Below are 24295 nucleotides of genomic sequence, written 5' to 3'. Positions count from 1 at the left end.
GAAACTCCAGCAGGTCAGTTCCGTCACCTTGCCATTAACTTTTGGTTACGCCCATATCTCGTACGGGGGAGAAATTGCCCCAATCCAGGGCAAATTTGACTGACCGCATGGTCCCCATGCTTTAATATGCACTGCGACTCACCAAACCACTCAAACTATGCAATCGTCCCCGCTGTTCGCACCCGCCGGCGAACTCGCCATCAGCCTGATCGCGGGGCTGTTCGGCCTGCTGATCGGCAGCTTTCTCAACGTCGTGATTCACCGCCTGCCGCAGATGATGCAGCGCGAGTCGGACAATTATTGCGATGTGGAAGCCGGCAAGCCGCCGCGCCACACCACCCAGTACAGCCTGGTAGCGCCGCGCTCGGCCTGTCCCCATTGCGGCCACCAGATCACGGCGCTGGAAAACATCCCGGTGATCAGCTGGCTGGCGCTGCGCGGCAAATGCAGCCAGTGCAAGGCGCCGATCTCGCCGCGCTACCCGCTGGTGGAATTGCTGACCGCCGCGCTGTCGGCGCTGGTGGTGTGGCAGTTCGGCAGCGGCTGGCAAGGGCTGGGCGGCTTGCTGCTGCTGTACATGCTGGTCGCGCTTACCTTCATCGACTTCGACACCCAGCTGCTGCCCGACGACCTCACCTATCCGCTGCTGTGGGCCGGTTTGCTGCTCAATCTCAACGCCACCTATGTCTCGCTCGAGAGCGCGGTGATCGGCGCAGCGGCCGGCTACCTGGTGCTGTGGTCGATTTACTGGGCCTATAAATTGCTGCGCAAGCGCGAGGGCATGGGTTACGGCGACTTCAAGCTGCTGGCCGCCCTCGGCGCCTGGCTCGGCTGGACCATGTTGCCGGCCATCGTGCTGATGGCCTCGCTGGTGGGTTCGGTCGTGGGCATCGCGCTGATGGTGCTCAACCGGCGCGGGCTCGACTACCAGATCCCGTTCGGCCCCTACCTGGCCGCTTCCGGCCTGATCTGCTTCCTGTACCGCGCGCCGCTGGCCGAGGTCAGCGCGATTTTCTATCCGGTGCTGCGATGACGGTCCCGTTTGCAATCGGCCTGACCGGCGGCATCGGCAGCGGCAAGAGCACGGTGGCCGACCTGTTTGCCGCGCGCGGCGCCAGCATCGTCGACACCGACGTGATCGCCCACAGCCTCACCGCGCCCGGCGGCGCCGCCATGCCAGCCATCGTCGATGCGTTCGGTGCACAATTTGCCGACGCCAGCGGCGCGCTCGACCGCGCCCGCATGCGCGCGCTGGTGTTCTCCGATGGCAAAGCGAAAGCCACGCTCGAAGCGATCCTGCACCCGCGTATCCGCGCCGGTGCACTGGCCGCCGCCGAAGCCGCGACCGGCGACTACGTCATGTATGCGGTGCCGCTGCTGGTGGAGTCGGGCACCTGGCGTGACAGGGTGTCGCGCGTACTCGCGGTAGACTGTCGCGAAGAGGTGCAGATCGCCCGCGTGATGGCCCGCAACAATCTCACCGAAGCGCAGGTGCGCGCCATCATGGCGGCCCAGGCCAGCCGCGTCGAACGGCTCGCGGCAGCCGACGATGTCATCGACAATAACGACGGCCTGGACGCGCTGGCGCCGCAAATCGACCGCCTGCACGCCCAATATCTGAAAATGCGCGGTTAATTTCGACCGGATCGCGCACTATGCCCTCTCAATGTTTGTAATTTTGCTTGGCTTGCTTCAAAATCACGTGCATTGTTTGCAGGTCCACCTATAGAGGGATGTTATTTTGATCGTCTACGAATATCCTTTCAACGAACGCATCCGCACCCTGTTGCGCTTGGAGGATCTGTACGAGAAATTCCAGTTCTTTGCGCATCAGCCCGACCCGATGCAACACCATGTCGCCCTGTCCACCATTTTCGACATGCTCGAAGTGGCCGGCCGCGCCGACCTCAAATCCGACCTGCTGCAAGAGCTCGAACGCCAGCGCCAGACCCTGCTCGGCTACCGCCTCAATCCCAACGTCCAGCCCGACATGCTCGACGCCATCCTGGCCGAAGTCGATTCCGTCAGCAGCGCGCTGGTGGCCGCCCAGGGCAAGACCGGCCAGAACGTGCGCGATAACGAGTGGCTGATGAGCATCCGCGGCCGCACCATCATTCCCGGCGGCGCCTGCGATTTCGACATGCCGTCGTACTATGCCTGGCAACAGCGGCCGGCAGACCAGCGCTACAACGACATCGTCACCTGGTTTACGCCGCTGGTGCCGCTGTTCGACGCGCTGGGCCTGGTGCTGCGCCTGCTGCGCGACTCGGGCGCGCCGGTAAAAATGATTGCGGTGGCCGGCAGCTACCAGCAAATGTTGCAAGGCAAGGTGTACCAGATGCTGCGCCTGACGCTCGACGAAACCTCGGGCGCCATCCCCGAAATCTCGGCCAACAAGTACATGTTGTGGGTACGGTTCACAACCCAGGGCGGCGACCTGAAACCCAAGCCGCTGGAAGATCAGGTACCATTCGAGCTTACCCTCTGCAACTTCTGATCAAATATTATGGTTACCGTAGTGTCGTGCCCCACCTGTTCCGCCAAAGTGGAATGGAAGCCTGAAAACAAGTATCGCCCGTTCTGCTCGGAACGCTGCAAACAGATCGACCTCGGCGCCTGGGCCGAGGAAAAGTACGCAATCCCCGCAGCGCCGCCCAAAGACCCGCACGAAGAAGAGTAAGAGCGACTGCCAGGCCAGCCGCTCCTGGCGGCTTGCCGTTACATCGCTACCCTGACCGCCTTGCCGATGTAGAGCACCGGCCCGGTCGGTTTGCCGGTCGGCGAACCGGCTTGCGGTTCCAGCGTAATTTCAAATAACTGGTCCTGCTGCACTTGCGGCAGCTGGTCCAGGGTCAGCTTGACCGATTGATTCGGTTGTACCAGCCCCAGCGATACCGGCGCCCGCCAGTCCGTCCCCTTGGTCCAGAATTGCAGCGCCTTGTTGCCCGGTACGGCCACGCCTTGCAGCGGCGTCAGGGTCAGTTTGCGGTTCAGGCTGGCCTGCACCACGTAGCCGGCCGTGCGCTCCTGCGGCGCCACCAGCACCACCATGTAGGCCGGTTGCAGCGCTTCCGTTGCCGGCTGGCGCGTGAGCAGCACGGCCAGCACCAGCGTGGCAAACACGGCGCCGCCGCTCAGCGCGCGCCACAGGCGCAGGTCGTCCCACCAGCGGCGCCAGCCACCGGCAGCCGTGACCGCTTGCGGGGTCAGATTGCCGGCGAGGTTGTTGGCCAGGTTGGCAGCGCGGCTGGCGGCACTGCTGCCGGCCAGGCTGCTGCTGAGGCTGTTGCTGATCTTGGGCCACAGGCCCGGCGACGGCTCGGCCGGCTCTGCCAGCGCGGTCAGCGGCAGCAGGCGCTGTTCCCACGCGGCGACTTCGGCGCGCAGCAGCGGCTCGACCGCCAGGCGGCGTTCGACGTCCTGGCGCGCGGCCAGCGCCAAGGTGCCCAGCACGTACTCGCCGGCCAGCTCGCGCATTTCCTCCTGCTGTTGTTCGATAGATTGCGTCATCCCATGCACTCCCGCAAAGCGGCCAGGCCGCGCTTGAGCCAGGCTTTGACCGTGCCGAGCGGCGCATTGAGCCGCGCCGCGATTTCACTGTGGCTGCACCCATCGACATAGGCGCAGACGATGCTGTTGCGCTTGGCGCTGTCAAGGTTGCCGAGGCAGTCGTTCAGGCGTCCCATGTTCGCTTGCAGCTCGAACTGTTCGGCAACGGGGTTGCCATGCGCGCCCTGCCCATCCTGCCCATCCTGAGCCTGCTGCAAGGCGTCGAGTGCGTCGTTGTCGCCGGTATAGACGTCGCGCTCGCGCGAGCGCAGCGCATTGAGGGCCTGGTGCCGCACCACGCTGAAAATCCAGCCCCGTCCCGCACCACGGCCGGCGTCGAAGCTGGCCGCCTTTTGCCAGATGCTGACAAAGGCGTCGTGCAGCACGTCTTCGGCCAGGTCGCGCCGGCGCACGATGCGCAGCGCCACGCCCAGCAAATGGCGGCTGTCCTGCTGGTACAGGCGTTGCAGCGCCTGCTGGTCACCGAGCGCACAGGCGTGCAGCGCAGCGTCGTAGTCGAATCCGTCGGCGGTTGGTGGCATCGGCATTTCTGTCGTAGGGTGGGCGGAGCGCTGCTGCGGCTGATTATAGCCGAGCGCGGCGCGTCCGCCGAGCTTGCCTACGTGCGATCAGGCGGCTTTCCAGAAGATGTAGTCGGCCTGGTACTTGACCGTCTGCCTGGCGCCGGCATTGGCCGCGCCGCACATGCCGGCAGGGGCCACGCCGCCTTTGGTCGCCAAGCGCTGGATGTAGGTCACGCCCGTCATGGCGCCGTTGCCCATGGCCGGATTGGCCTTGACCAGCTGCGACGGAATATTGCCGGCGCCGGCCGGTGCGACTGCCAGCTGGGTGGCGGTGATCTTGGAGCCGTCGTTGCTCTGCCACGTTGCTGGCGGGCCGAAATATTTACCGACGTTCATGCCGCCACGGTCGGTGAGCTGGGCATCCGGGCCGATGAAGGTCCATTCGTACTGGTCGGCGCTGTCCTTCTTGAGCTTGCATTCGTAGGTGATGTCGCCGGCGCCCACGGTTTCCATGGCAACCTTGTGGCCGGCCGGTACCTGCACGGTCGCTGGCAACGCTTGTTGATTGAAGCTGGGCGTGCTGGCGCAAGCCGAGAGCAGGACGGCAGCGGCAACGGCGGTGGCGATGGAAAGTTTTTGCATGGCGGACTCCTTGGGTAGTTGTAAGTAGCGGCGCCGCGTTGTGAGCATTGCGCCGATACCTGTACTACCCGCCAGCACAGCGTTTGGATGCAGTGGCTTGCAAATATTTTTTCAGCGAGCGAATTTATTGACTGAGTTTAGCGACCGAACCGCAGCTGGTCGAGCCACTCGATCAGCGGGATCGTGGCCGGCAGCAGCGGCTCCACGCCCACCGTGCCCTGCCACGCAAACGCTTGCCCTTCCAGGCTTTGCGGCTCGCCGTGCCAGTCGCGGCTGATGAAGAAGTGCAGCCGCACGTGCGCGTGCGGATACACGTGCTCGACGCCGCACCACTCTTCGGCGCTGTTGATCGTCAGGCCCAGCTCCTCGACGAACTCGCGTTTCAGCGCTTCGAGTATGGTTTCGCCGGGATCGACCTTCCCGCCCGGGAATTCCCAGTAACCGTCGTACGGCTTGCCGGCCGGTCGCTGGCCCAGCAACACGTCGCCGTTCGGCTGCATCAGGATGCCGACCGCGACGTCGATCGGCTTGTTGTTCACATCGCTCATGCCAGCCGTCCCGCGTAATCCTTGGCGAACTGCCACGCCACCCGGCCCGAGCGCGAGCCGCGCTGCAAGGCCCAGCGCAAGGCGTCGCCGCGCGCATCGGTTATCTGCTGCGCGCTGCACCCGAGCGACGCCAGCCAGTGGTTGACGATTTCCAGGTAGTCGTCCTGCTTGAACGGGTAGAACGTCAGCCACAGGCCGAAACGTTCGGACAGCGAAATCTTTTCTTCGACCGTCTCGCCCGGGTGCAGGTCGCCGTCGTCGCCGTGCTGGTAGCTCATGTTGTCGGACATGCGCTCGGGCAGCAGGTGGCGGCGGTTGGACGTGGCGTAGATCAGCACGTTATCGGACTGGGCCGAGATGCTGCCGTCGAGAGCCACCTTCAGCGCCTTGTAGCCGCTTTCGCCCTCTTCGAACGACAGGTCGTCGCAGAAGATGATGAAGCGCTCGGGCCGGCCGGCTACCTGGTCGACGATGTCGGGCAGCTCGGCCAGGTCGGCCTTGTCCACCTCGATCAGGCGCAGGCCATCCCGGGCGAACTGGTTCAGGCAGGCCTTGATCAGCGACGACTTGCCGGTGCCACGCGCGCCGGTGAGTAGTACGTTGTTGGCCGGGCGGCCGGCAACGAACTGGCGCGTGTTCTGCTCGATCTGCTGCTTTTGCGGGCCGATGTGCTGCAAGTCATCGAGCGCGATATCGGACACGTGCGCCACCGCCTGCAGGTAGCTGGCGCCACCGAAGCCACCGCCGCTGCGCTTGCGCCAGCGGAAGGCGTAGCCGTTGGCCCAGTCCGGCGCCGGCGGCGCTGGCGGCAGCACTGCCTCCACCCGCGCCAGCACCGCCTCGGCCCTGGCCAGAAATTGTTCCAGCGTGGTCATCGCTGGCATCACGAACGGTAGTCGGCGTTGATGCTCACGTAGTCGTGCGACAGGTCGCAGGTGTACACGGTGGCAGCCTGGTCGCCACGGGCGAGCTTGACGCGCACCAGGATCTCGCTTTGCTGCATCACGCGCTGGCCATCGGCTTCCTGGTAGTCGGGATTGCGGCCGCCGTTCTTGGCCACCCACACGTCGTCGAGGTACAGGTTGAGCTTGCTGACATCGAGGTCGTCGACCCCGGCATAGCCGATCGCGGCCAGGATACGGCCCAGGTTCGGATCGGACGCGAAGAACGCGGTCTTGACCAGCGGCGAGTGGCCGATCGAATAGGCGATCTTGCGCGCTTCGGCCACGCTGGCGGCGTCTTCCACGGTAATGGTGATGAACTTGGTGGCGCCCTCGCCGTCGCGCACGATCGCTTGCGCCAGGAACAGCGACAGTTCGGTAACGGCGGCGGCCAGTTCGCGGTATTCGGGCGACTCGACCGACGTGATCTCCAGGCTGCCGGCGCCGGTGGCGATCAGCATGAAGGAATCGTTGGTCGAGGTGTCGCCGTCGATGGTGATGCAGTTGAAGGTCTGGTCGGCCACCTGCTTGACCAGCACGTCGAGCACCGGTTGCGCCACCTTGGCGTCCAGCGCCAGGTAGCCGAGCATGGTCGCCATATTGGGCTTGATCATGCCGGCGCCCTTGGAGATGCCGCTCATGGTCACCGTGTGGCCGCCGATGGTGACCGTGCGCGAGCCGGCCTTGGGCTGGGTGTCGGTGGTCATGATGGCTTCGGCCGCGTTGAACCAGTTATCGGCTTGCAGGCCGGCTACCGCTTGCGGCAGGCCGGCAATCACCTTGGCCGCCGGCAGCGGTTCCAGGATCACGCCGGTGGAGAACGGCAGGATCTGCGACGGTTCGCAGCCGAGCTGGCTGGCCAGGGCGGCGCAGGTTTCGTTGGCCAGCGACAGGCCCAGTTCGCCGGTACCGGCGTTGGCGTTGCCAGTGTTGACCAGTAGTGCAACCACCGGCTTGCCGGTTTCCCTGGCGGCGGCCAGGTGCGCCTTGGCGATCTGCACCGGCGCGGCGCAGAAGCGGTTGAGGGTGAACACGCCGGCAACAGTCGCGGTGGGCGCCAGCTTCATCACCAGCACATCCTTGCGGTTGGGTTTCTTGATGCCGGCTTGGGCAAAGCCGATCTCGATACCGGCAACAGGTTTCAGGTCGGCGGCGACAGGCAGGGGGGAATTGACGGCCATATTCAGTGATCTCGTGGGTGGCAGGGAAGCCGATATTGTAATGCCTGACCGGCAAAACAGCGCAGCGCGCGGACCACGACGTTCAAGCGTGGCAAAAAGGTTAAACATGCTTGCCTGATTACTGACACGATGTCGTACAACTTGTTGATTTCGCAGGGATTTTGCGTAAAAACGACGAAATATAGTACGTTCGTCCACTTCTTTGCATAAATTCTCATGCTCTACGGCAATTTAGTTTAATGTTGCCAACGAATGCCCCATCCCCGCATTGCCCCATACCCCGCAGTACCGAACACAACAGCAGACCAATTACCGCAAGGATAAGCATCCCATGAAAAAGCAACTGTTAGCAGCAGCGATTCTGGCCGCCATGGCCACCATGCAGGCCCATGCCGGCGCCCTCGACGACGGCAACCTCAGCATCAGCGGTTTCGGCACCGTTGGCGTTGCCAAAAGTAATTCGGACGTCGCCGAGTTCGCCCGTTACAACCAGGCCAAGGGCGTCGGCGACAGCCCGCGCATCAGCCTCGACACCAACCTCGGCCTGCAAGCGACCTACAAGATGAACGACTGGCTGTCGGGCACGGTTCAAGTACTGACCCGCAAGGGCCCGGAAGGCAACTTCGGCACCGAGGTGACCTGGGGCTTCCTGAAAGCGAAGATCAACGACGAAGTGAGCGTGCGCGTGGGCCGCGTGGTCGTGCCGACGTTTTTGATCTCGGATTACCAGAACGTCGGTTACGCCAACACCATGATGCGCCCGCCGGTCGAACTGTACGCGCAGAACCCGATTGAAAACTCGGACGGCGCCGACATCAATTACCAGACCAACTTTGGCGACCTCACCTTCACGGCGCAGGCCTTTGTCGGTGTTTCGCGCGGCAAGATTTACGTGTCGTCGGGCAGCGGCTCGGTCGCCACCTACCGCGCGCCGGACGCCGGCATCAGCATCAGCGGCGAATACGGCCCGTTCGTGGTGCGCGCAGCGCACGCCCGCGCCGACATGGAAATCAACGACATCGGTTCGCTCAACACCTTGAGCAGCACCTTGACGGCCGTCGGTTTCGGCAAACTGGCCTCCGACCTGAACTTCAAGGATGGCAAGAAGATTGCGTTCACCTCGGTCGGCATGACCATGGACTGGAACAACATCGTGCTGCAAACCGAATACGCGCAGCGCCGCGCCAAGGAGCCGGTGTACCTGGCCGACACCAATGCCTGGTATGCGATGGCCGGCTACCGCATCGGCAAATTCGTGCCTTACGTTGCCCACGCCACCGTGGAAGGCCACGGCAAGTCGGTGACCGTGCCTGCCGCCTTCGCGGCCGCGCCGGCAGCCTTGCGCGGCGCCGTCACCGGCCTGATGGGCGCCCAGGAACAAAGCACCAGCCTGGTCGGCGTGCGCTGGGACTTCGCCAAATCGATGGCGCTGAAGGTACAACTGGACCACGTGAAGCCAAAAGCCAAGTCCGGCTACCTGATCCACGCGCCGGCCGCCGGCACCACCAAAGACATCAACGTGGTCGCAGTCGGCCTCGACTTCGTATTCTGATCCGGGAGCACCTATGAACAAAAATATTATTGCTGCAGCACTGATGGCCGCGCTGGGCGCCCTGGCATTGCCGGCCTCGGCCGAAGTAGTCGTCATCGTCAGCCCGAAAAACCCCGCTACCCGCATGTTCTCGGAACAGGCGTCGCAGTTCTTCCTCGGCAAATCCAACCTGTTCACCCCGGTGGACCTGCCGGAAAGCTCGGCCGTGCGCGCCGAGTTCTACAAGAAAGTGGCTGATAAGGACACGGCGCAAGTCAAGGCGCTGTGGTCGAAGCTGGTATTTACCGGCAAGGCCACCGCACCGAAAGAATACGCCAGCGCCGCCGAAGTGAAAAAGGCGGTGGCAGCCGATCCGAAAGCGATCGGCTACATCGAAAAGTCGGCCGTCGATGAGTCAGTGAAGGTGATTTTGACGCTGCCGTGAGATGAAGTAGTGGCGGCCACTGTGGGTCCGGTGGCCGCGTGCTTTCTCGCGTTCTTTCTCGCGTTCTGTCTCGCGTTCTGTCTCGATTAATGCGCTCATCGGAATACCTTCGGTAGTTGGTCTGAACAGACGTATCTCTCGAAAAATATGGCATAAGATAGACGCCCGGTGACAAATTGACGCCATGCGGCATTTTGACGCCGCACCGACGGTCGTAAAAAAGCCACCATTGCCGCGCGAGCGACAATGGTGGCTTTTTCAATCGAACCGACTTACGCCAGCTTGCCGTGGCAAGCCTTGTATTTCTTGCCGCTGCCGCATGGGCAAGGGTCGTTGCGGCCCACTTTCAGGCCCATTTCCATCAGCTGCTCGCCCGTGAGGTTTTGCAGTTCCGGTGGCAGACCGGCGTAGTTGTTGCCCGATGCCGAGGCCGGTGCGGGCGCCAGCAGGTCTTCCGGCGCCGCGTTCGGGTCGAAGTCGGCGTGCTGGTAGCTGACGTTTTCCACGTGCGACTTCTGCATCTCGGCTTCGGCCTGTTCGATCTCGTCGCGCGACTGGATGCGCACCGTCATGATCAGCTTGACCACTTCGTTCTTGATCATGTCCAGCATCTGGCCGAACAGCTCGAACGCTTCGCGCTTGTATTCCTGTTTCGGATTCTTTTGCGCGTAGCCGCGCAGGTGGATACCCTGGCGCAGGTGGTCGAGCGCGGCCAAATGCTCGCGCCAGTGGCTGTCCACGCTTTGCAGCATGACGTTGCGCTCGAAGCCGGCAAACGATTCGCGGCCAACGATGGCGATCTTCGCTTCGTACTGCGCATCGGCGGCAGCGAGCACGCGTTCGAGCACGTCGTCGTCGTTGATGTCTTTTTCGGTCTCGAGCATCTTCGTGAGCGGCAGGTCGATTTGCCACTCGGACGCCAGGGTCGCTTCCAGGCCAGCGATATTCCACTGCTCTTCCACCGATTCGGCCGGCACGTATTCGCGTACCAGGTCGGTGAAGGCGCCGTGGCGCAGCGAGTCGATCAGTTCCTTGGTGTCGGTCGCTTCGAGCAGCTCGTTACGCTGCTGGTAGATCACCTTGCGCTGGTCGTTGGCGACATCGTCGTATTCCAGCAATTGCTTGCGGATGTCGAAGTTGCGTGCCTCGACCTTGCGCTGGGCCGATTCGATCGAGCGCGAAACGATGCCCGCTTCGATCGGTTCGCCTTCCGGCATTTTCAGGCGGTCCATCACGGCGCGCATGCGGTCGCCGGCAAAGATGCGCAGCAGCGGATCGTCGAGCGACAGGAAGAAGCGCGACATGCCGGGATCGCCCTGGCGTGCCGCACGGCCGCGCAACTGGTTGTCGACGCGGCGCGATTCGTGGCGCTCGGTGCCAACGATGTGCAGGCCGCCAGCGGCCACCACTTCTTCGTGCAGCGCTTGCCAGCCGTCGCGCAGCGCCTGGGCCTGCTTGGCCTTGTCGGCGTCGGACAGGTCGGGATTGGCTTCGATGAACTGGATCTGCTTTTCCACGTTACCGCCCAACACGATGTCGGTACCGCGACCGGCCATGTTGGTGGCGATGGTAATCGCTCGCGGGCTACCGGCCTGGGCAATGATTTCCGCTTCGCGGGCGTGCTGCTTGGCGTTCAGGACGTTGTGCGGCAGGCCGGCCTTGGTCAGGATGCTCGACAGCAGTTCGGAGTTCTCGATCGAGGTGGTACCGACCAGCACCGGTTGGCCGCGGTCGTAGCACTCGCGGATTTCCAGCATCATGGCGTTGTACTTTTCCTGCGCCGACTTGTACACCTGGTCCTGGCGGTCCTTGCGGGCCGATGGACGGTTCGGTGGCACCACCACGGTTTCGAGACCGTAGATTTCCTGGAATTCGTAGGCTTCGGTGTCGGCCGTGCCGGTCATGCCGGACAGCTTGGCGTACATGCGGAAGTAGTTCTGGAACGTGATCGAGGCCAGGGTCTGGTTCTCGTTCTGAATCTTGACGCCTTCTTTCGCTTCCACCGCCTGGTGCAGGCCGTCGGACCAGCGGCGGCCGGTCATCAGGCGGCCGGTGAATTCATCGACGATGACGACTTCGTCGTTCTGCACCACGTACTGCTGGTCCTTGTGGTACAGCGCGTGCGCGCGCAGCGCGGCGTACAGGTGGTGCACCAGCGTGATGTTGGCGGAGTCGTACAGCGACGCGCCTTCGGCCAGCAGGCCCATTTGCGTGAGGATGGCTTCGGCCTTCTCGTGGCCGGCTTCGGTGAGCAGCACCTGGTGCGATTTCTCGTCCTTGGTGTAGTCGCCCGGCACTTCGATCTTGCCCTTGCCGTCCGAGGTCTCCTCGCCCACTTGCAGGGTCAGGTGCTGCGGCACTTCGTTGATCTTGTAGTACAGGTCGGTGTGATTTTCAGCCTGGCCCGAGATGATCAAAGGAGTACGCGCTTCATCGATCAGGATCGAGTCGACTTCATCGACGATGCCGAAGTTCAGTTCGCGCTGGACGCGGTCCTTGGCGTCGAACACCATGTTGTCGCGCAGGTAGTCGAAACCGAACTCGTTGTTGGTGCCGTAGGTGATGTCCGAACGGTAAGCCAGCTGCTTGGTGCCGTGGTCCATCTGCGACAGGTTGATGCCGGTGGTGAGGCCGAGCCAGCTGTACAGCTTGGCCATGGTCTCGGCATCGCGCTGGGCCAGGTAATCGTTGACGGTGACGATGTGCACGCCCTTGCCGGACAGCGCATTCAGGTAGGCAGGCAGCGTGCCGGTCAGGGTTTTACCCTCGCCGGTGCCCATTTCCGCGATCTTGCCATGGTGCAGAACCATACCGCCGAGCATCTGCACGTCGAAGTGACGCATCTTGAATACGCGCTTGCTGGCCTCGCGGCAGACCGCGAACGCTTCAGGCAACAGGGCGTCCAGCGACTCGCCTTTGGCGAACCGGTCCTTGAACTCGGGCGTCTTGGCTTGCAGCTCGGCATCCGACAGTTTTTCCAGGGCCGGCTCGAGGGCATTGATCTCGCGTACCGTTTTTTGGTATTGCTTGAGCAGTCGCTGGTTGCGGCTGCCAAAAATCTTGGTCAGTAATGACATGCTTGAATTCTTGAAAAAACGCCGTTAAAAAAGCTCTGTAGGTGAAGCTCGGTAGGGGGACGGGCCGACCGCACGGAGTTCGACTATGGCAAAAGACGGTGATTTTATCACGCGTCGGGTTGTACATTGGGTCTATGGTCTGGATAACAATGGCCGAGGTGTGAACAATGTCACCCAATCAACCTATTTTACCCGGTGGTGACAGCGTGGCCGGTGGATGACGCGCGGGGCGCCGTTGTGATATGTTCGCGCCATGCGATTCAATTCCTCCAACCTGACAATCAAGCGCCGCACCGCCGTGGTGGCCACCGACTTCCTGCGCCGCGACGACAAGATGGCCGCCCTGCTGCCCGCCATCGAGCGCATGGCCGCGCTGCAAAAAGACTGCGCCACCGCGCTGCCGGCCATGTTCCGCTACTGCGACATCCTCGCTTTCGAAGACGGCCAGCTGACGCTGTCGGTGCCGAACGCCGCGCTGGCAGCCAAGCTCAAGCAGCAAATTCCAAAATTACAGGAAACCCTGGCCAAGCGCGGCTGGCAAGTGAGCGCCACGCGCCTGAAGGTGCAGATGACCAAGGCGGCCGAAATCAAGGAGCAGATGCGTTCGCTGTCACTGTCGGACGCGGCAGTGACCGCCTTCGACGACCTCGGCAACAACCTCGAACAGTCGCCGCAGAATGCCACCCTGATTGCTGCCCTGAAGGCGATGGTGGCCCGTCGGCGTGAAATTTAATTACGTCTGCGCCCACTCGCTGGCCATTTGCCGGGCGTATGACTGCGGTGCGGACTCGACCTTGTCAAACGTGACGATCTCGTAAGCATCGGGATGCTTGAGCAACTCCAGCAGCAGCTGGTTGTTCAATGCATGGCCCGACTTGTGCGCCTCGTAACCGGCGATCAGCGGGTGACCCACCAGGTACAGGTCGCCGATGGCATCGAGAATCTTGTGACGGACGAATTCGTCGTCGTAGCGCAGCCCGTCGGAATTGAGGATGCGGTACTCGTCCATCACGATGGCGTTTTCCAGCGAACCGCCGCGCGCCAGGCCGATGCCGCGCAACATTTCCACGTCCTGCATGAAACCGAAAGTACGCGCGCGCGCCACGTCGTGCACGTACGAGACGTCGCCGAAATCGACCACCGCGCGCTGCTGCGTGCCATCGACCGCCGGATGGTTGAATTCGATGAAGAAGTCGAGCTTGAAGCCGTCGTGCGGCACCAGGCGCGCCCATTTTTCGCGGTCGCCCGTTCCTTCGCGGATTTCCACCGGCTTTAATACGCGGATGAATTTCTTGGCCGCCGGCTGTTCCAGCACCCCGGCCTGCTGCAACAGGAACACGAACGAGGAGGCCGAGCCATCCATGATCGGGATTTCTTCGGCACTGACTTCGATGTACAGGTTGTCGATCCCGAGACCGGCGCAGGCCGACATCAGGTGCTCGACCGTGGAGACGCGGGCGCCGTCCTTGACCAGTACCGACGCCATGCGGGTATCGCCGACCGCCATCGCACTCGACGGAAACTCGACCATGGGCGACAGGTCGACACGGCGGAACACGATGCCGGTATCTGGCTCGGCCGGGCGCAGGGTCAGTTCGACCTTGCGCCCGGAATGCAGGCCCACGCCGGTGGTGCGGACCAGTTCTTTGATGGTGCGTTGTTTTAACATGGGCTGATTATATCCAAGTTGTCTGGCCGGGGTTGCTAAGGGTTGACTATGGGTGCTCCGACTCCTTGTGCGCAGACTCGCGCCGCACCAGGTAGATGCCGCTGGCAATGATGATACCCGCTCCCAGCAAGGTATAGCCATCGGGCAGCGCCTGCCACAACAGCCAGTCGATCGCCACGCCCCAGGCCAGCGCCGTGTACTCGAACGGCGCCACGATCGAAGCCTTGCCGGTACTGAACGCCTTGGTAATGGCCAGCTGGCCGAAAAAGCCCGACAGCGCCAGCGCCAGCAAGATCGCGCCATCGGCCGCGCGCACCGGCACCCACATGGGCCACGCCAGCGCCACCGCGCCGATTGCCATCAAGGTGAGCAGCCAGAACATCATCGACTCGGTGCTGTCGGTGCGCGCCAGCAGCCGCGCGGTAATGGCCGAGACCGCGTAGCACGCGGCCGCTGCCAGGATCGCCAGCCCGCCCAGCGTGAGAAAACCGCTGCCTTCGGGTCGCAGCACCACCAGCACACCGACCAGTCCGACCACGATGGCCACCCACTGCCCGGCCACCACGCGCTCCTTGAGCACGAACACCGACAGCATGGTGATGAGCGCAGGCGCAATGAAGAAAATCGAATACGCCTCGGCCAGCGACAGCGCCTTCAAGCCATAGGCAAATGTCGTGAGCATGGCGATGCCGAGCACGGCGCGGAACACGTGCATGCCCCAGCGAACCTTGAAAATGCCGCGAAACGCGCCGCGGTACCAGATGTAGGCGCACAGCAGCGGCAGGGAGCTGAGCGCACGCAGCGCGGTGACCTGGGTGGCGGGATAGGTCGCCGAGAGCAGTTTCATGGTGGTGTCCATGAACGAGAACATCATCACGGCGATCAGCATGGCGTAGATGCTGTGCAGGTTTTCCTTGCGGGAGATGGGATTGGTGAAAGCGGAAGTCAGAGGAAGCTCCTTGCTACGCTGGCCGGAGGGGCCACTGGGAACGTCATCATGGCGACGTCCGGAGCCAGGGCCGTCGGTATGGGACATGCGTGGCCGGCTCCGATTATAGCAAGGTGACAACGGCTTTGCAGCGGGTGCGAGGAAGGCAGTTGACACGGACACCGCTAGTCATGGGTAGCGTCGCTTGGCATGTACCACGTTGAGCGCAACGATATCGGTGTCGTCGATATGGTCCACAAGCTTCGCTGCTGCCAAGGGAGCCCTGCGTGCTACATACCTCTCGATGTCGTCCAGATCCAGGCGATATGTCGCGCTACGCACGAGGCGCTTCATCACACACCAAGCTTGGCTTTTTTTACCCGACGAATTTCAGCCCACTCATCTTCTGAATAAACTGCATTACTGCCATTGCGTAGGCCGTCGAGCGATGCCTGAACCTTGGAGCGTACCCAGTCATCGTGTGCGACGGACGACAACTGGCCGTTGTCGTACAGCCCTTGCTCGACAAGATAAGCCGCCGCACGCTGGGAGGTGGAAAATTCGATGCCACGGTCGAGTGTGCCATCGCGCAAGGTACCGCTGCCCTGCGCAGTCATGACGTGTATTTGATATTTTGCGCCGACCTCCGCCACTTTCAATGAGCGGACGCCACCGTCCCGGTACATCTGTATCAGTTCCGGCAACTCAAAATATTGCATAGCATCCTCCGCAGGTCTTGGAATCTCAGCCAATCATCATACTCCGCACACGCATCCAGTTTGGACAGCCCTTGTCTCATTAAGTTCAGCCAGATTGAGATCAAGGCAACAACATCACCAGCTTCAGATCGTGCCGCTTGGCCAGGTGCATGGTCACCTGGGTAAAAGCCAGCTCGCCCATGGCCGGATGCTGAAAACGGCGCAGGCCGCCGTCGCGGCCCACCACGTCCTGCAAGGTCCACCGCGCCTGGAACTCGGTACTGCCTTGCGCCAGCTCGGCGATCAGGCCCACGACGGCGGGCAGGCCCGTGTGCTTGCCGATGTCGGCGCGAAACTCGGCCACCAGGCGGCTGGCGCGCTCGCCCCAGTCGACGATCAGGCCGCGAGCCGCAGCGCTGCGGAACATGAAGCGCAGCAGGTTCGGCCGCGTCGGCGCATCGGCCGCCACGTCCAGCCAGCCGCCGAACAGCGCCAGCGCATCGGCGTTCCAGGCCAGCGCGTCCCACTGGCGGTCGAGCACATAGGCCGGGGCGTTGATCGCATTCACCATCGCCTGCAACGGCTGCACTTCTTCGTGCATCTCGTCCGCATGGGGGTCGAGCCGTTCGGCCAGGCTGAACAGGTAAGCGCGCTCGGCCGTACTCAAATGCAGCACGTCGGCCAGGCGCGCCAGCAGCTTGCCCGATGGCGCCACGTCGCGGCCCTGCTCGAGCCAGGTCAGCCAGGTTGGACTGACGTCGCACAGTTGCGCCAGTTCTTCGCGGCGCAGGCCGGGCGTGCGACGGCGCCCGCCCGCTGGCAAGCCCACCCGGTCGGGCGTGGTGCGCTCGCGGTGGGCGCGGATGAAGTCACCGAGATTCTGCATGGTAGTTCCTTATACCAGGATAAATCCTTGTCTTGTTACAGGATACAAACCCGCTTATTCTGCCCTGACCGCCACCTTTTTTGGAGAAAATCTGATGCAACAGCCAGCCCTCGTCGCCCGACAGTTCGGCAACACCGCCAGCGCCTACCTGACCAGCGCGGTCCACGCGCAAGGCGCCGACCTGACCGCCTTGCGCGACATCGCCGCCAACCTGACCGGCAGCAGCAAGCGCCCGGTGGTGCTGGACCTCGGCTGCGGCGCCGGCCACGCCAGCTTCGCGGTGGCGCCGGTGGCGCAGTCGGTCACGGCGTTCGACCTGGCGCCGGAGATGCTGGCGGTGGTGGCTGGCGTCGCGCAGGAGCGGGGCCTGCCGCAGATCGTCACGCAGCAAGGCAACGTGGCGAGCCTGCCGTTTGCCGATGCGTCGTTCTGCATGGTGATGACGCGCTTTTCCGCCCACCACTGGTTCGATGTGCCTGCCGCGCTGCAAGAAGTGAAACGCGTGCTCAAGCCGGGCGGCGTGTTGGTCGTCATCGACATCACCGCGCCCGAGTCGCCGCTGCACGACACCACCTTGCAAGCGGTGGAACTGCTGCGCGACGGCTCGCACGTGCGCGACTACCGGGCGTCCGAGTGGTTGCGCATGTTCGACGAGGCCGGCTTCGCCGGCGAGCGCGTGGACGGCTGGAAGCTGGACATGCAGTTCGACGAATGGACCGCACGCATGCGCACACCGGGCGAGCGCGTGACCGCCATCCGCAGCCTGCTGCGCGGAGCGCCGCAGGAAACCCGCGACTACTTTGCGGTGCGCGAGGATGAAACCTTTACCATCGATTCGACGATGTTCAGGGCATGCTTGAAAAAATAGCTTGCCAGCGGATGAAGGCTACTTCTCATCTTTGTCTTGGCGCGGGCTTTCGATGCCATCGGCCGCCCCGGCAGCATCAGCCACCGCCTCTTCCACCGACTGCCCACCCACGGGCTGCTGCGGCAACTGGCCGATGCGGCGCGTGGCGGGGGATTGCTGGTCGGTATTGACTTCTTCGGCCACCTGGTCATCGGCGGGCAGCAGCTTGTCGGATCGGTTTTGCGTATTCATCTCGGCTCCTTAAATATGGTTGGAGGTAGGAAACTGCGGCAAGTTCCATCGCGGCCTGTGCCGCCTTGCCCGGTCTCCGTGTCGTCCCTCGACGTCATCCCTCGGCGTTATCCTATAACAGTCCGAAGAAGCCGAAATTATCGGAGCGCGCTGTCCTACACGTCTGCGGAAAACTGCCCCACACAGGCCAGCATGCCGCCCTCCTATGCTGATCCAATTGACCGGAGACAGCCGCCATGAGCGACACCATCGACAACGCTTTTGTTCCCACCAAAAAAAGTGCGCCCGACGGCTTTCGCCACGGCGACGACCTTGCCAAAGATCACGCTCACCAGCACGACCACCCGCGCGGCTGGCGGCGCTGGCTCTACGCCACCAACCACAAGGACATCGGCACCCTGTACCTGTGGTTTTCGCTGGTGATGCTGATGAGTGGCGGTGCACTGGCCATGCTGATCCGGCTCGAACTGTTGCAGCCAGGGCTGCAATTTTTCCAGCCCGAGTTCTACAACCAGATGGTGACCATGCATGGCCTGGTGATGATTTTCGGCGCCATCATGCCGTCGTTCGTGGGGTTCGCCAACTGGATGATCCCACTGCAAATTGGTGCTTCCGACATGGCGTTCGCGCGCATGAACAATTTTTCGTTCTGGCTGCTGCCGCCGGCCGCGCTGCTGCTGATCGGCTCCTTCTTTGCCGGCGGCGGCGCCACCGCCTCGGGGTGGACGCTGTACCCGCCGCTGTCGATCCAGATGGGCCCCGGCATGGACATGGCGATTTTCGCCATTCACCTGATGGGCATCTCGTCCATCATGGGCGCAATCAACATCATCACCACCATCCTCAATATGCGCGCGCCGGGCATGACGCTGATGAAGATGCCGATGTTTTCCTGGACCTGGCTGATCACCGCCTACTTGCTGATCGCCGTGATGCCGGTGCTGTCGGGGGCGGTCACGATGCTGCTCACCGACCGCCACTTCGGCACATCGTTCTTCAACGCCGCCGCTGGCGGCGACCCGATCATGTTCCAGCATATTTTCTGGTTTTTCGGCCACCCCGAGGTGTACATCATGATCCTGCCAGCCTTCGGCATCATCTCCGAGGTGGTGCCTACGTTCTCGCGCAAGCCGCTGTTCGGCTATGCATCGATGGTCTACGCGGCGGCATCGATCGCCATCATTTCCTTCATCGTGTGGGCGCACCACATGTTCGCCACCGGCATGCCCATCACGGGCCAGCTGTTCTTCATGTACGCGACCATGCTGGTGGCCGTGCCCACTGGCGTGAAGGTGTTCAACTGGGTCGCCACCATGTGGCGCGGAGCGCTCACGTTCGAGGCGCCGATGCTGTTTGCCATCGGCTTCATCTGGGTATTTACCATTGGCGGCTTCTCGGGCCTGATTCTGGCGGTCACGCCGATCGACATCCAGGTGCACGACACCTATTACGTCGTCGCCCATTTCCACTATGTACTGGTGGCAGGTTCCCTGTTCGCCATCTTCACCGGCTTTTACTACTGGGCGCCCAAGTGGACCGGCCACATGGTCAACCAAAAGCGCGCGGCGTTCCACTTCTGGAATTCGCTGGTGTGGGTAAACGTGACCTTCTTCCCGATGCATTTCCTGGGACTGGCCGGCATGCCGCGCCGCTATGTCGATTACTCCACCCAGTTCACCGACTACAACCAGCTCACCACCATCGGCGCGCTGCTGTTCGGCCTCACCCAAGTGTACTTCGTGTTCGCCATCGTGCTGCCCACCATCCGCGGTGGCGCACCGGCGCCCGCCAAGCCATGGGAAGGCGCGGAAGGCCTGGAGTGGACCGTGCCGAGCCCGGCGCCGTTCCATACCTTCGAGAAGCCGCCGGTGGTGGCGTAAAGGGCGCACCATGCCGCGCGATACCAGTATCGGCAACGGGGGCAGCGGGTGGCAAGGCCCGCCCCTGCACCGCTGCTGGTGGCTGCGCCGGCGCAGCAGGCTGACCGACCGCCAGTTGCTGTTGCTGGGCGCGGCGCTGTGCCTGCCCACGCTGGCGCTGGCGGCGGTTTTCCTGTGGTGGGGCTACTGGCACATGCTGGCCTACGCCGCGCTGGAAGCGGCCGTGATGGCCGCCTGCCTGCACCACCATGCGCGGCACCTGGACGACTTCGACCGCATCGAACTGTCCGCTGACTGCCTGCTGGTCGAGCAGCGGCGCGGACGCTCCCACAGCCTGTGGTCGATGCCGCCGTGGCACACGCGCGTGCTGATGCCGCCCACCGACCACGCCGTGCCGCAGCTGGCCTGTGGCGACCTGCGCGTACCGCTCGGACGCCATGCGCCTGCTGTGGCGCGGCGCCAGGTCGCGATCGAACTCACGGCGTGGTTGTACCCACGCCAGCATGGCTGAAAAGTCGGGGCTTTTGAAATATGACTGCCGCCCGACGGAGCGGTAAGACGGAGCGGTAAGTAAGCTCCCCCTAAACCACACTGCGATACGCGTGCCCTGCCACGTGGGTCCGCCCGCGGTTGGCATTGCGGGTTTGCCAAAAAAAACGGCGCCGAAGCGCCGTTTGTCGTTACTGCGAACCGAAGCCGATTACAGCTGGCCCAGCAGCGTTTCTGCGTTCGAGACTTCGAACTTGCCGCCCTCTTCCACGTTCAGCTGGGTGACCTTGCCGTCTTCCACCAGCAGCGAGTAACGCTGCGAGCGGGTGCCCATGCCGAACTTGCTGAAGTCGGCGTCCAGGCCCAGGGCCTTGCTGTAGGCGGCATTACCGTCGGCCATCATGCGCACGATGCCGGTGGCTTTCTGGTCGCGGCCCCAGGCGCCCATCACGAACGCGTCGTTGACCGAGATGCACCAGATTTCATCGACGCCCTTGGCCTTGAAGGCTTCCGCGTGCTGGACGTAACCTGGCACGTGTTGTGCCGAGCAGGTCGGGGTATAGGCGCCCGGCAGGCCGAAGATGGCGATCTTCTTGCCCTTGACCAGGTCTTGCACGTTGAACGTGTTCGGACCCAGTGCGCAGCCTTCGGTTTCGGTGTCGATGAATTCGGACAGGGTGCCTTCTGGCAGTTGGTCGCCGATCTTGATGGTCATGGTGTTTCCTTTGTATGTGTATGAATGATTAGTCGGCTTGCTTGCGCAGGAAGGCTGGAATGTCATAGGTTTCCATGCCATTCTTTTCCATCGCGCGCACTTGCTCGGAGGCCGACTCGCGGCGCCATACGGCTGGCGCCTTCATGCCGTCGAAGCCGGCAGCGCCCGAACCCATCACGCCGGTCGAACCCATGCCCACGTTGACCGCCGCGCCGCCCATGCCGGCCGATGGCATCATCGGGCTGTTGTGGGTGCCGGTGCGCAGCATTTGCTGCGGTACCAGTTGCACGTGCTTCTTGTTCTTGCCCAGGCCAGTGGCGACCACGGTGACGCGGATTTCGTCGCCCATGGCGTCGTCGTACGCGATACCTTGCGCGATCGATGCGTCCGGTGCGGCAAAGGCGCGCACGGCAGCCATGACTTCCTTGATCTCTTTACCTTTGAGGCCACGGCTGGCGGTCACATTGACCAGCACGCCACGGGCGCCCGACAGGTCGACGCCGTCGAGCAGTGGCGAGGCCACGGCCTGTTCGGCGGCGATACGCGCACGGTCGATGCCGGATGCGGTCGCGGTGCCCATCATGGCCTTGCCCTGCTCGCCCATGATGGTCTTGACGTCGTTGAAGTCGACGTTGATGTGGCCTGGCACGTTGATGATCTCGGCGATACCGGCCACCGCGTTGTTCAGTACATCGTCGGCGTGTTGCAGCCATTCGATCAGCGATTCGTCTTCGTAGATCTCTTCGAGTTTTTCGTTGAGGATCACGATCAGCGAGTCGACGTTGGCCGACAGCTGTTCCAGGCCTTCGTCGGCGATGTCCATGCACTTCTGGCCTTCGTGCGAGAACGGCTTGGAGACCACGGCGACGGTCAGCGCGCCCAGCGACTTGGCCACTTCGGCCACGATCGGTGCGGCGCCGGTGCCGGTGCCGCCGCCCATGCCGGCGGCGATGAAGACCATGTGCGCGCCGCGCAGTGCATCTTCGATGCGCGCGCGCGATTCTTCGGCCAGCTTGCGGCCGACGTCCGGCTTCATGCCGGCACCCAGGCCGGTCTCGCCGATCTGGATGACGTTGTGTGCGCGCGAGGTAGCCAGCGCCTGCGCGTCGGTATTGGCGGCGATGAATTCCACGCCGGACATGCCCTTGTTGATCATGTGTTGAACCGCATTGCCACCTGCTCCGCCGACACCGACCACCTTGATGACGGTGCCCAAAGCTGCGTTATCGACCATATCGAACTCCATGATGTGCTCCCTATCAGTTTGCCGTTTCCAAGCGCCAGTCCTCATATTAGTAGGAGAACTGGAGATTGAAAACTGCGGATTAATTTAAATAATTTAGATGCTTACGTTTTCGTTCAGCTGCTTTTGCTACCGTTCTGTACTTCGTTCTGCTTAAAAGTTCCCGAGGAACCATTCCTTCATGCGTTGCCACACTGCCTTCACCGACCCATCCTGGCGCGTCACGATGTGCCCGCGCAGGTACTGTTTTTTCGCTTCCAGCAGCAGGCCCAGCACGGTGGCGTAGCGCGGGCTGCGCACCACGTCGGCCAGCTGGCCCCGGTAGTCCGGCGTGCCCAGGCGCGCCGGCCGCAGGAAGATGTCTTCCGCCATCTCCACCATGCCCGGCATGATGGATGTACCGCCGGTAAGGACGATGCCCGACGAGAGCACGCCTTCGTAACCGGACTCGCGCACCACCTGGTGCACCATCGCAAACAGCTCTTCCACGCGCGGTTCGATCACCGCTGCCAGCGCCTGGCGCGACAGCGTGCGCGGACCACGGTCGCCCAGCCCCGGCACTTCCAGCGTCTCGCCCGGATCGGCCAGCACCTGCTTGGCCACGCCGAAGCGGATCTTGATCTCTTCCGCTTCCGCCGTCGGCGTGCGCAGCGCCATGGCGACGTCGTTGGTGATCTGGTCGCCCGCGATCGGAATCACTGCCGTGTGGCGGATCGCGCCGTCGGAGAACACTGCCACGTCGGTGGTGCCGCCGCCGATGTCGATCAGCACCACGCCGAGTTCTTTTTCGTCGGTGGTCAGTACCGCGTCGGCCGAGGCCATAGGCTGCAATATCAGGTCCGATACTTCCAGCCCGCAGCGACGTACGCACTTGACGATGTTCTGCACCGCAGAGACGGCGCCGGTAACGATATGGACTTTGACTTCGAGACGGATGCCGCTCATGCCGATCGGCTCGCGCACATCTTCCTGGCTGTCGACAATGAACTCCTGCGGCACGGTGTGCAGCAATTGCTGATCAGTCGGAATGTTAACCGCCTTTGCCGTTTCGATGACGCGCGCTACGTCGGTGGCCGTCACTTCCTTTTCCTTGATGGCCACCATGCCGCTCGAATTGAAGCTGCGGATATGACTGCCGGCAATGCCCGCGTACACATTGCGGATTTTGCAGTCGGCCATGAGCTCAGCTTCCTCGAGCGCGCGCTGGATCGATTCGACGGTCGCTTCGATGTTGACGACCACGCCTTTTTTCAGGCCCTTCGATTCGTGCTGACCCAGCCCGATCACTTCGTGGCGTCCATCGCTCATCACCTCGGCCACCACGGCCACCACCTTGGAGGTGCCGATGTCGAGACCGACGATAAGGTTTTTCGCGTCTTTTGTCATGTGTTGCCTGCTCTGTTCTGCTTGTGATTGTTATCGTGGTTATCGTGTTGCTGGCAATGGCTTTTGGGCGCCAGCCGCAGTCTTCTTCATGGCCTGCTTTTTCGGCCAGGCGCCGTCTTTCGGTATCTTCAATCCCCTGGCGCTCAGCGCCAGGCCGTTCTGGTAACGCATGTCGATGGTCTCGATCTCGGGCAGGTGCTCGACCAGTTGCGGGTAGATGCCCAGCAGCCGCTCCACCCGCTCACGCAGCGTGCTGCTGGTCTGCTCGCGGCCCAGCGCCACGCTCATGCCGTTATCGAGCTTCACGGTCCACGCGTAGCGCGAAGACAGCGACAGCGCCTCTGGCACCAGCTTGAGCGGCGCGAACCAGGTGCGCAGCTCGCCGTAACGGGCCAGCACTTCCTTCTCGCTGCCATCGGGGCCATCGAATTCCGGCAGGTCGTGATCCTCTTCCGCCTCGGCCAGGTTGGCGGTAAACACATCGCCCTTGGTCGAGAGCAGGCGGCCGTCCTCGCCCCACGTGCCCAGCGCCTCGTGCTCTTCCAGCGTGACGATCAGCTGGTTGGGCCACTCGCGGCGCACGGTGGCGCGGCGCACCCACGGCACCGCCTCGAACACCTGGCGCACGGCGTCGAGGTTGGTGGTGAAGAAGTTGCCCTTGAGGCGCCACAGCGCGCTGTTACGCAGGGTCAGCTGGTTCACGTGGCGCAGGCCGTCCTGGTCCATGCTCTCGATGCGGATGGTACGCAGGTCGAACATCGGACGCTGCGCCACCCACCACACGCCGGCGGCGATGCATGCCAGCAGCGCGGCTGCGAACAGCGCGCTGGCGGTGGCATTCAAGGCTTTAGCGTCTTGCCACAT

The 24295-nt window shown here is 62.9% G+C and carries 26 protein-coding genes; 10 read left to right on the top strand and 16 right to left on the bottom strand.

Annotated features, from left to right (window positions below):
- Nucleotides 1-157 precede the first annotated feature (157 nt).
- The 4 genes from J2X54_RS15035 (at nucleotide 158) to J2X54_RS15020 (ending at nucleotide 2680) form a co-directional block, all read left to right on the top strand.
- Nucleotides 158-1033 (top strand): A24 family peptidase, encoded by an 876-nt coding sequence (locus J2X54_RS15035; RefSeq protein WP_310181647.1) that lies wholly within the window; start codon nucleotides 158-160, stop codon nucleotides 1031-1033.
- Nucleotides 1030-1635 carry a dephospho-CoA kinase gene (gene coaE, locus J2X54_RS15030; RefSeq protein ID WP_310181645.1) on the top strand — a complete coding sequence of 202 codons (606 nt, stop codon included), beginning with the start codon at nucleotides 1030-1032 and terminating at the stop codon, nucleotides 1633-1635. The genes J2X54_RS15035 and coaE overlap by 4 nt, the downstream gene beginning before the upstream one ends.
- A gap of 106 nt (nucleotides 1636-1741) precedes the next feature.
- A complete protein-coding gene (gene zapD / locus J2X54_RS15025; protein WP_310181643.1) occupies nucleotides 1742-2497 on the top strand; it encodes a cell division protein ZapD in 756 nt (251 codons plus the stop codon).
- A 9-nt stretch (nucleotides 2498-2506) separates the two neighbouring features.
- On the top strand, nucleotides 2507-2680 hold the full coding sequence (locus J2X54_RS15020; RefSeq protein ID WP_019921459.1) for a DNA gyrase inhibitor YacG: 174 nt from the start codon (nucleotides 2507-2509) through the stop codon (nucleotides 2678-2680).
- Nucleotides 2681-2718: 38 nt separating this feature from the next.
- Here the strand turns inward: J2X54_RS15020 and J2X54_RS15015 are convergent, their stop codons facing one another.
- From J2X54_RS15015 to argJ, 6 genes are all read right to left on the bottom strand, one after another.
- Nucleotides 2719-3510 carry an anti-sigma factor domain-containing protein gene (locus J2X54_RS15015; RefSeq protein ID WP_310181641.1) on the bottom strand — a complete coding sequence of 264 codons (792 nt, stop codon included), beginning with the start codon at nucleotides 3508-3510 and terminating at the stop codon, nucleotides 2719-2721.
- Nucleotides 3507-4091 carry a sigma-70 family RNA polymerase sigma factor gene (locus J2X54_RS15010; protein WP_310181639.1) on the bottom strand — a complete coding sequence of 195 codons (585 nt, stop codon included), beginning with the start codon at nucleotides 4089-4091 and terminating at the stop codon, nucleotides 3507-3509. The genes J2X54_RS15015 and J2X54_RS15010 overlap by 4 nt, the downstream gene beginning before the upstream one ends.
- Before the next feature lie 87 nt (nucleotides 4092-4178).
- On the bottom strand, nucleotides 4179-4715 hold the full coding sequence (locus J2X54_RS15005) for a DUF3455 domain-containing protein (RefSeq protein WP_310181637.1): 537 nt from the start codon (nucleotides 4713-4715) through the stop codon (nucleotides 4179-4181).
- A gap of 137 nt (nucleotides 4716-4852) precedes the next feature.
- Nucleotides 4853-5263 carry an NUDIX domain-containing protein gene (locus J2X54_RS15000; RefSeq protein ID WP_070248151.1) on the bottom strand — a complete coding sequence of 137 codons (411 nt, stop codon included), beginning with the start codon at nucleotides 5261-5263 and terminating at the stop codon, nucleotides 4853-4855.
- A complete protein-coding gene (locus tag J2X54_RS14995; RefSeq protein WP_070248153.1) occupies nucleotides 5260-6138 on the bottom strand; it encodes an ATP-binding protein in 879 nt (292 codons plus the stop codon). The genes J2X54_RS15000 and J2X54_RS14995 overlap by 4 nt, the downstream gene beginning before the upstream one ends.
- Nucleotides 6139-6146: 8 nt before the next feature.
- Nucleotides 6147-7385 carry a bifunctional glutamate N-acetyltransferase/amino-acid acetyltransferase ArgJ gene (gene argJ / locus J2X54_RS14990; protein WP_310181632.1) on the bottom strand — a complete coding sequence of 413 codons (1239 nt, stop codon included), beginning with the start codon at nucleotides 7383-7385 and terminating at the stop codon, nucleotides 6147-6149.
- Between the two features lie 331 nt (nucleotides 7386-7716).
- On the opposite strand from argJ, the gene J2X54_RS14985 reads away from it, so the two are divergent.
- A complete protein-coding gene (locus J2X54_RS14985) occupies nucleotides 7717-8937 on the top strand; it encodes a porin (protein WP_070248157.1) in 1221 nt (406 codons plus the stop codon).
- Between the two features lie 13 nt (nucleotides 8938-8950).
- Entirely contained in the window at nucleotides 8951-9361 is a 411-nt protein-coding gene (locus J2X54_RS14980; protein ID WP_070248159.1) for a hypothetical protein, read from the top strand.
- 272 nt (nucleotides 9362-9633) lie between these two features.
- On the opposite strand, the gene secA is transcribed toward J2X54_RS14980, so the two are convergent.
- Nucleotides 9634-12438 (bottom strand): preprotein translocase subunit SecA, encoded by a 2805-nt coding sequence (gene secA, locus J2X54_RS14975; protein WP_070248161.1) that lies wholly within the window; start codon nucleotides 12436-12438, stop codon nucleotides 9634-9636.
- A gap of 253 nt (nucleotides 12439-12691) precedes the next feature.
- On the opposite strand from secA, the gene J2X54_RS14970 reads away from it, so the two are divergent.
- Nucleotides 12692-13171: a DciA family protein gene (locus tag J2X54_RS14970; RefSeq protein WP_310181631.1), complete on the top strand. Its 480-nt coding sequence runs from the start codon at nucleotides 12692-12694 to the stop codon at nucleotides 13169-13171.
- Here J2X54_RS14970 and lpxC read toward each other — a convergent pair whose 3' ends face one another.
- The 4 genes from lpxC to J2X54_RS14950 form a co-directional block, all read right to left on the bottom strand.
- Complete coding sequence (lpxC, locus tag J2X54_RS14965) at nucleotides 13172-14107, bottom strand: UDP-3-O-acyl-N-acetylglucosamine deacetylase (protein WP_310181630.1); 936 nt, start codon at nucleotides 14105-14107, stop codon at nucleotides 13172-13174.
- A 46-nt stretch (nucleotides 14108-14153) separates the two neighbouring features.
- Nucleotides 14154-14996 (bottom strand): DMT family transporter, encoded by an 843-nt coding sequence (locus tag J2X54_RS14960; RefSeq protein ID WP_310182076.1) that lies wholly within the window; start codon nucleotides 14994-14996, stop codon nucleotides 14154-14156.
- Between the two features lie 392 nt (nucleotides 14997-15388).
- Nucleotides 15389-15754, bottom strand: coding sequence for a hypothetical protein (locus tag J2X54_RS14955; protein ID WP_310181628.1), 366 nt, complete (start codon nucleotides 15752-15754; stop codon nucleotides 15389-15391).
- Between the two features lie 100 nt (nucleotides 15755-15854).
- Nucleotides 15855-16619 carry a helix-turn-helix transcriptional regulator gene (locus tag J2X54_RS14950; RefSeq protein ID WP_310181626.1) on the bottom strand — a complete coding sequence of 255 codons (765 nt, stop codon included), beginning with the start codon at nucleotides 16617-16619 and terminating at the stop codon, nucleotides 15855-15857.
- A 94-nt stretch (nucleotides 16620-16713) separates the two neighbouring features.
- On the opposite strand from J2X54_RS14950, the gene J2X54_RS14945 reads away from it, so the two are divergent.
- Nucleotides 16714-17487, top strand: a complete 774-nt coding sequence (locus J2X54_RS14945) for a class I SAM-dependent methyltransferase (RefSeq protein WP_310181624.1) — start codon at nucleotides 16714-16716, stop codon at nucleotides 17485-17487.
- Between the two features lie 18 nt (nucleotides 17488-17505).
- On the opposite strand, the gene J2X54_RS14940 is transcribed toward J2X54_RS14945, so the two are convergent.
- On the bottom strand, nucleotides 17506-17718 hold the full coding sequence (locus J2X54_RS14940; RefSeq protein ID WP_310181623.1) for a hypothetical protein: 213 nt from the start codon (nucleotides 17716-17718) through the stop codon (nucleotides 17506-17508).
- Between the two features lie 236 nt (nucleotides 17719-17954).
- Here J2X54_RS14940 and ctaD point away from each other — a divergent pair, with 236 nt between their 5' ends.
- On the top strand, nucleotides 17955-19598 hold the full coding sequence (ctaD, locus tag J2X54_RS14935; RefSeq protein WP_310181621.1) for a cytochrome c oxidase subunit I: 1644 nt from the start codon (nucleotides 17955-17957) through the stop codon (nucleotides 19596-19598).
- A gap of 10 nt (nucleotides 19599-19608) precedes the next feature.
- The gene (locus J2X54_RS14930) at nucleotides 19609-20109 is read left to right on the top strand and encodes a DUF2244 domain-containing protein (protein WP_070248180.1); all 501 of its coding nucleotides are present in this window, start codon (nucleotides 19609-19611) and stop codon (nucleotides 20107-20109) included.
- A gap of 189 nt (nucleotides 20110-20298) precedes the next feature.
- Here J2X54_RS14930 and J2X54_RS14925 read toward each other — a convergent pair whose 3' ends face one another.
- The 4 genes from J2X54_RS14925 to J2X54_RS14910 all read right to left on the bottom strand — a co-directional run bounded on the left by J2X54_RS14925 (nucleotide 20299) and on the right by J2X54_RS14910 (nucleotide 24295).
- Nucleotides 20299-20802 (bottom strand): peroxiredoxin, encoded by a 504-nt coding sequence (locus tag J2X54_RS14925; protein ID WP_070248181.1) that lies wholly within the window; start codon nucleotides 20800-20802, stop codon nucleotides 20299-20301.
- A gap of 28 nt (nucleotides 20803-20830) precedes the next feature.
- Entirely contained in the window at nucleotides 20831-22048 is a 1218-nt protein-coding gene (gene ftsZ, locus J2X54_RS14920; RefSeq protein ID WP_070248183.1) for a cell division protein FtsZ, read from the bottom strand.
- Between the two features lie 150 nt (nucleotides 22049-22198).
- Nucleotides 22199-23431, bottom strand: a complete 1233-nt coding sequence (ftsA, locus tag J2X54_RS14915) for a cell division protein FtsA (RefSeq protein ID WP_070248185.1) — start codon at nucleotides 23429-23431, stop codon at nucleotides 22199-22201.
- A 39-nt stretch (nucleotides 23432-23470) separates the two neighbouring features.
- Nucleotides 23471-24295 carry a cell division protein FtsQ/DivIB gene (locus tag J2X54_RS14910; RefSeq protein ID WP_070248187.1) on the bottom strand — a complete coding sequence of 275 codons (825 nt, stop codon included), beginning with the start codon at nucleotides 24293-24295 and terminating at the stop codon, nucleotides 23471-23473.

It is taken from the genome of Duganella sp. 3397, assembly GCF_031456625.1.
GTDB lineage: Bacteria > Pseudomonadota > Gammaproteobacteria > Burkholderiales > Burkholderiaceae_D > Rugamonas > Rugamonas phyllosphaerae.
Note: the sequence above shows the minus strand (reverse complement) of the source record. Positions and strands in the feature narration are given on the sequence as shown.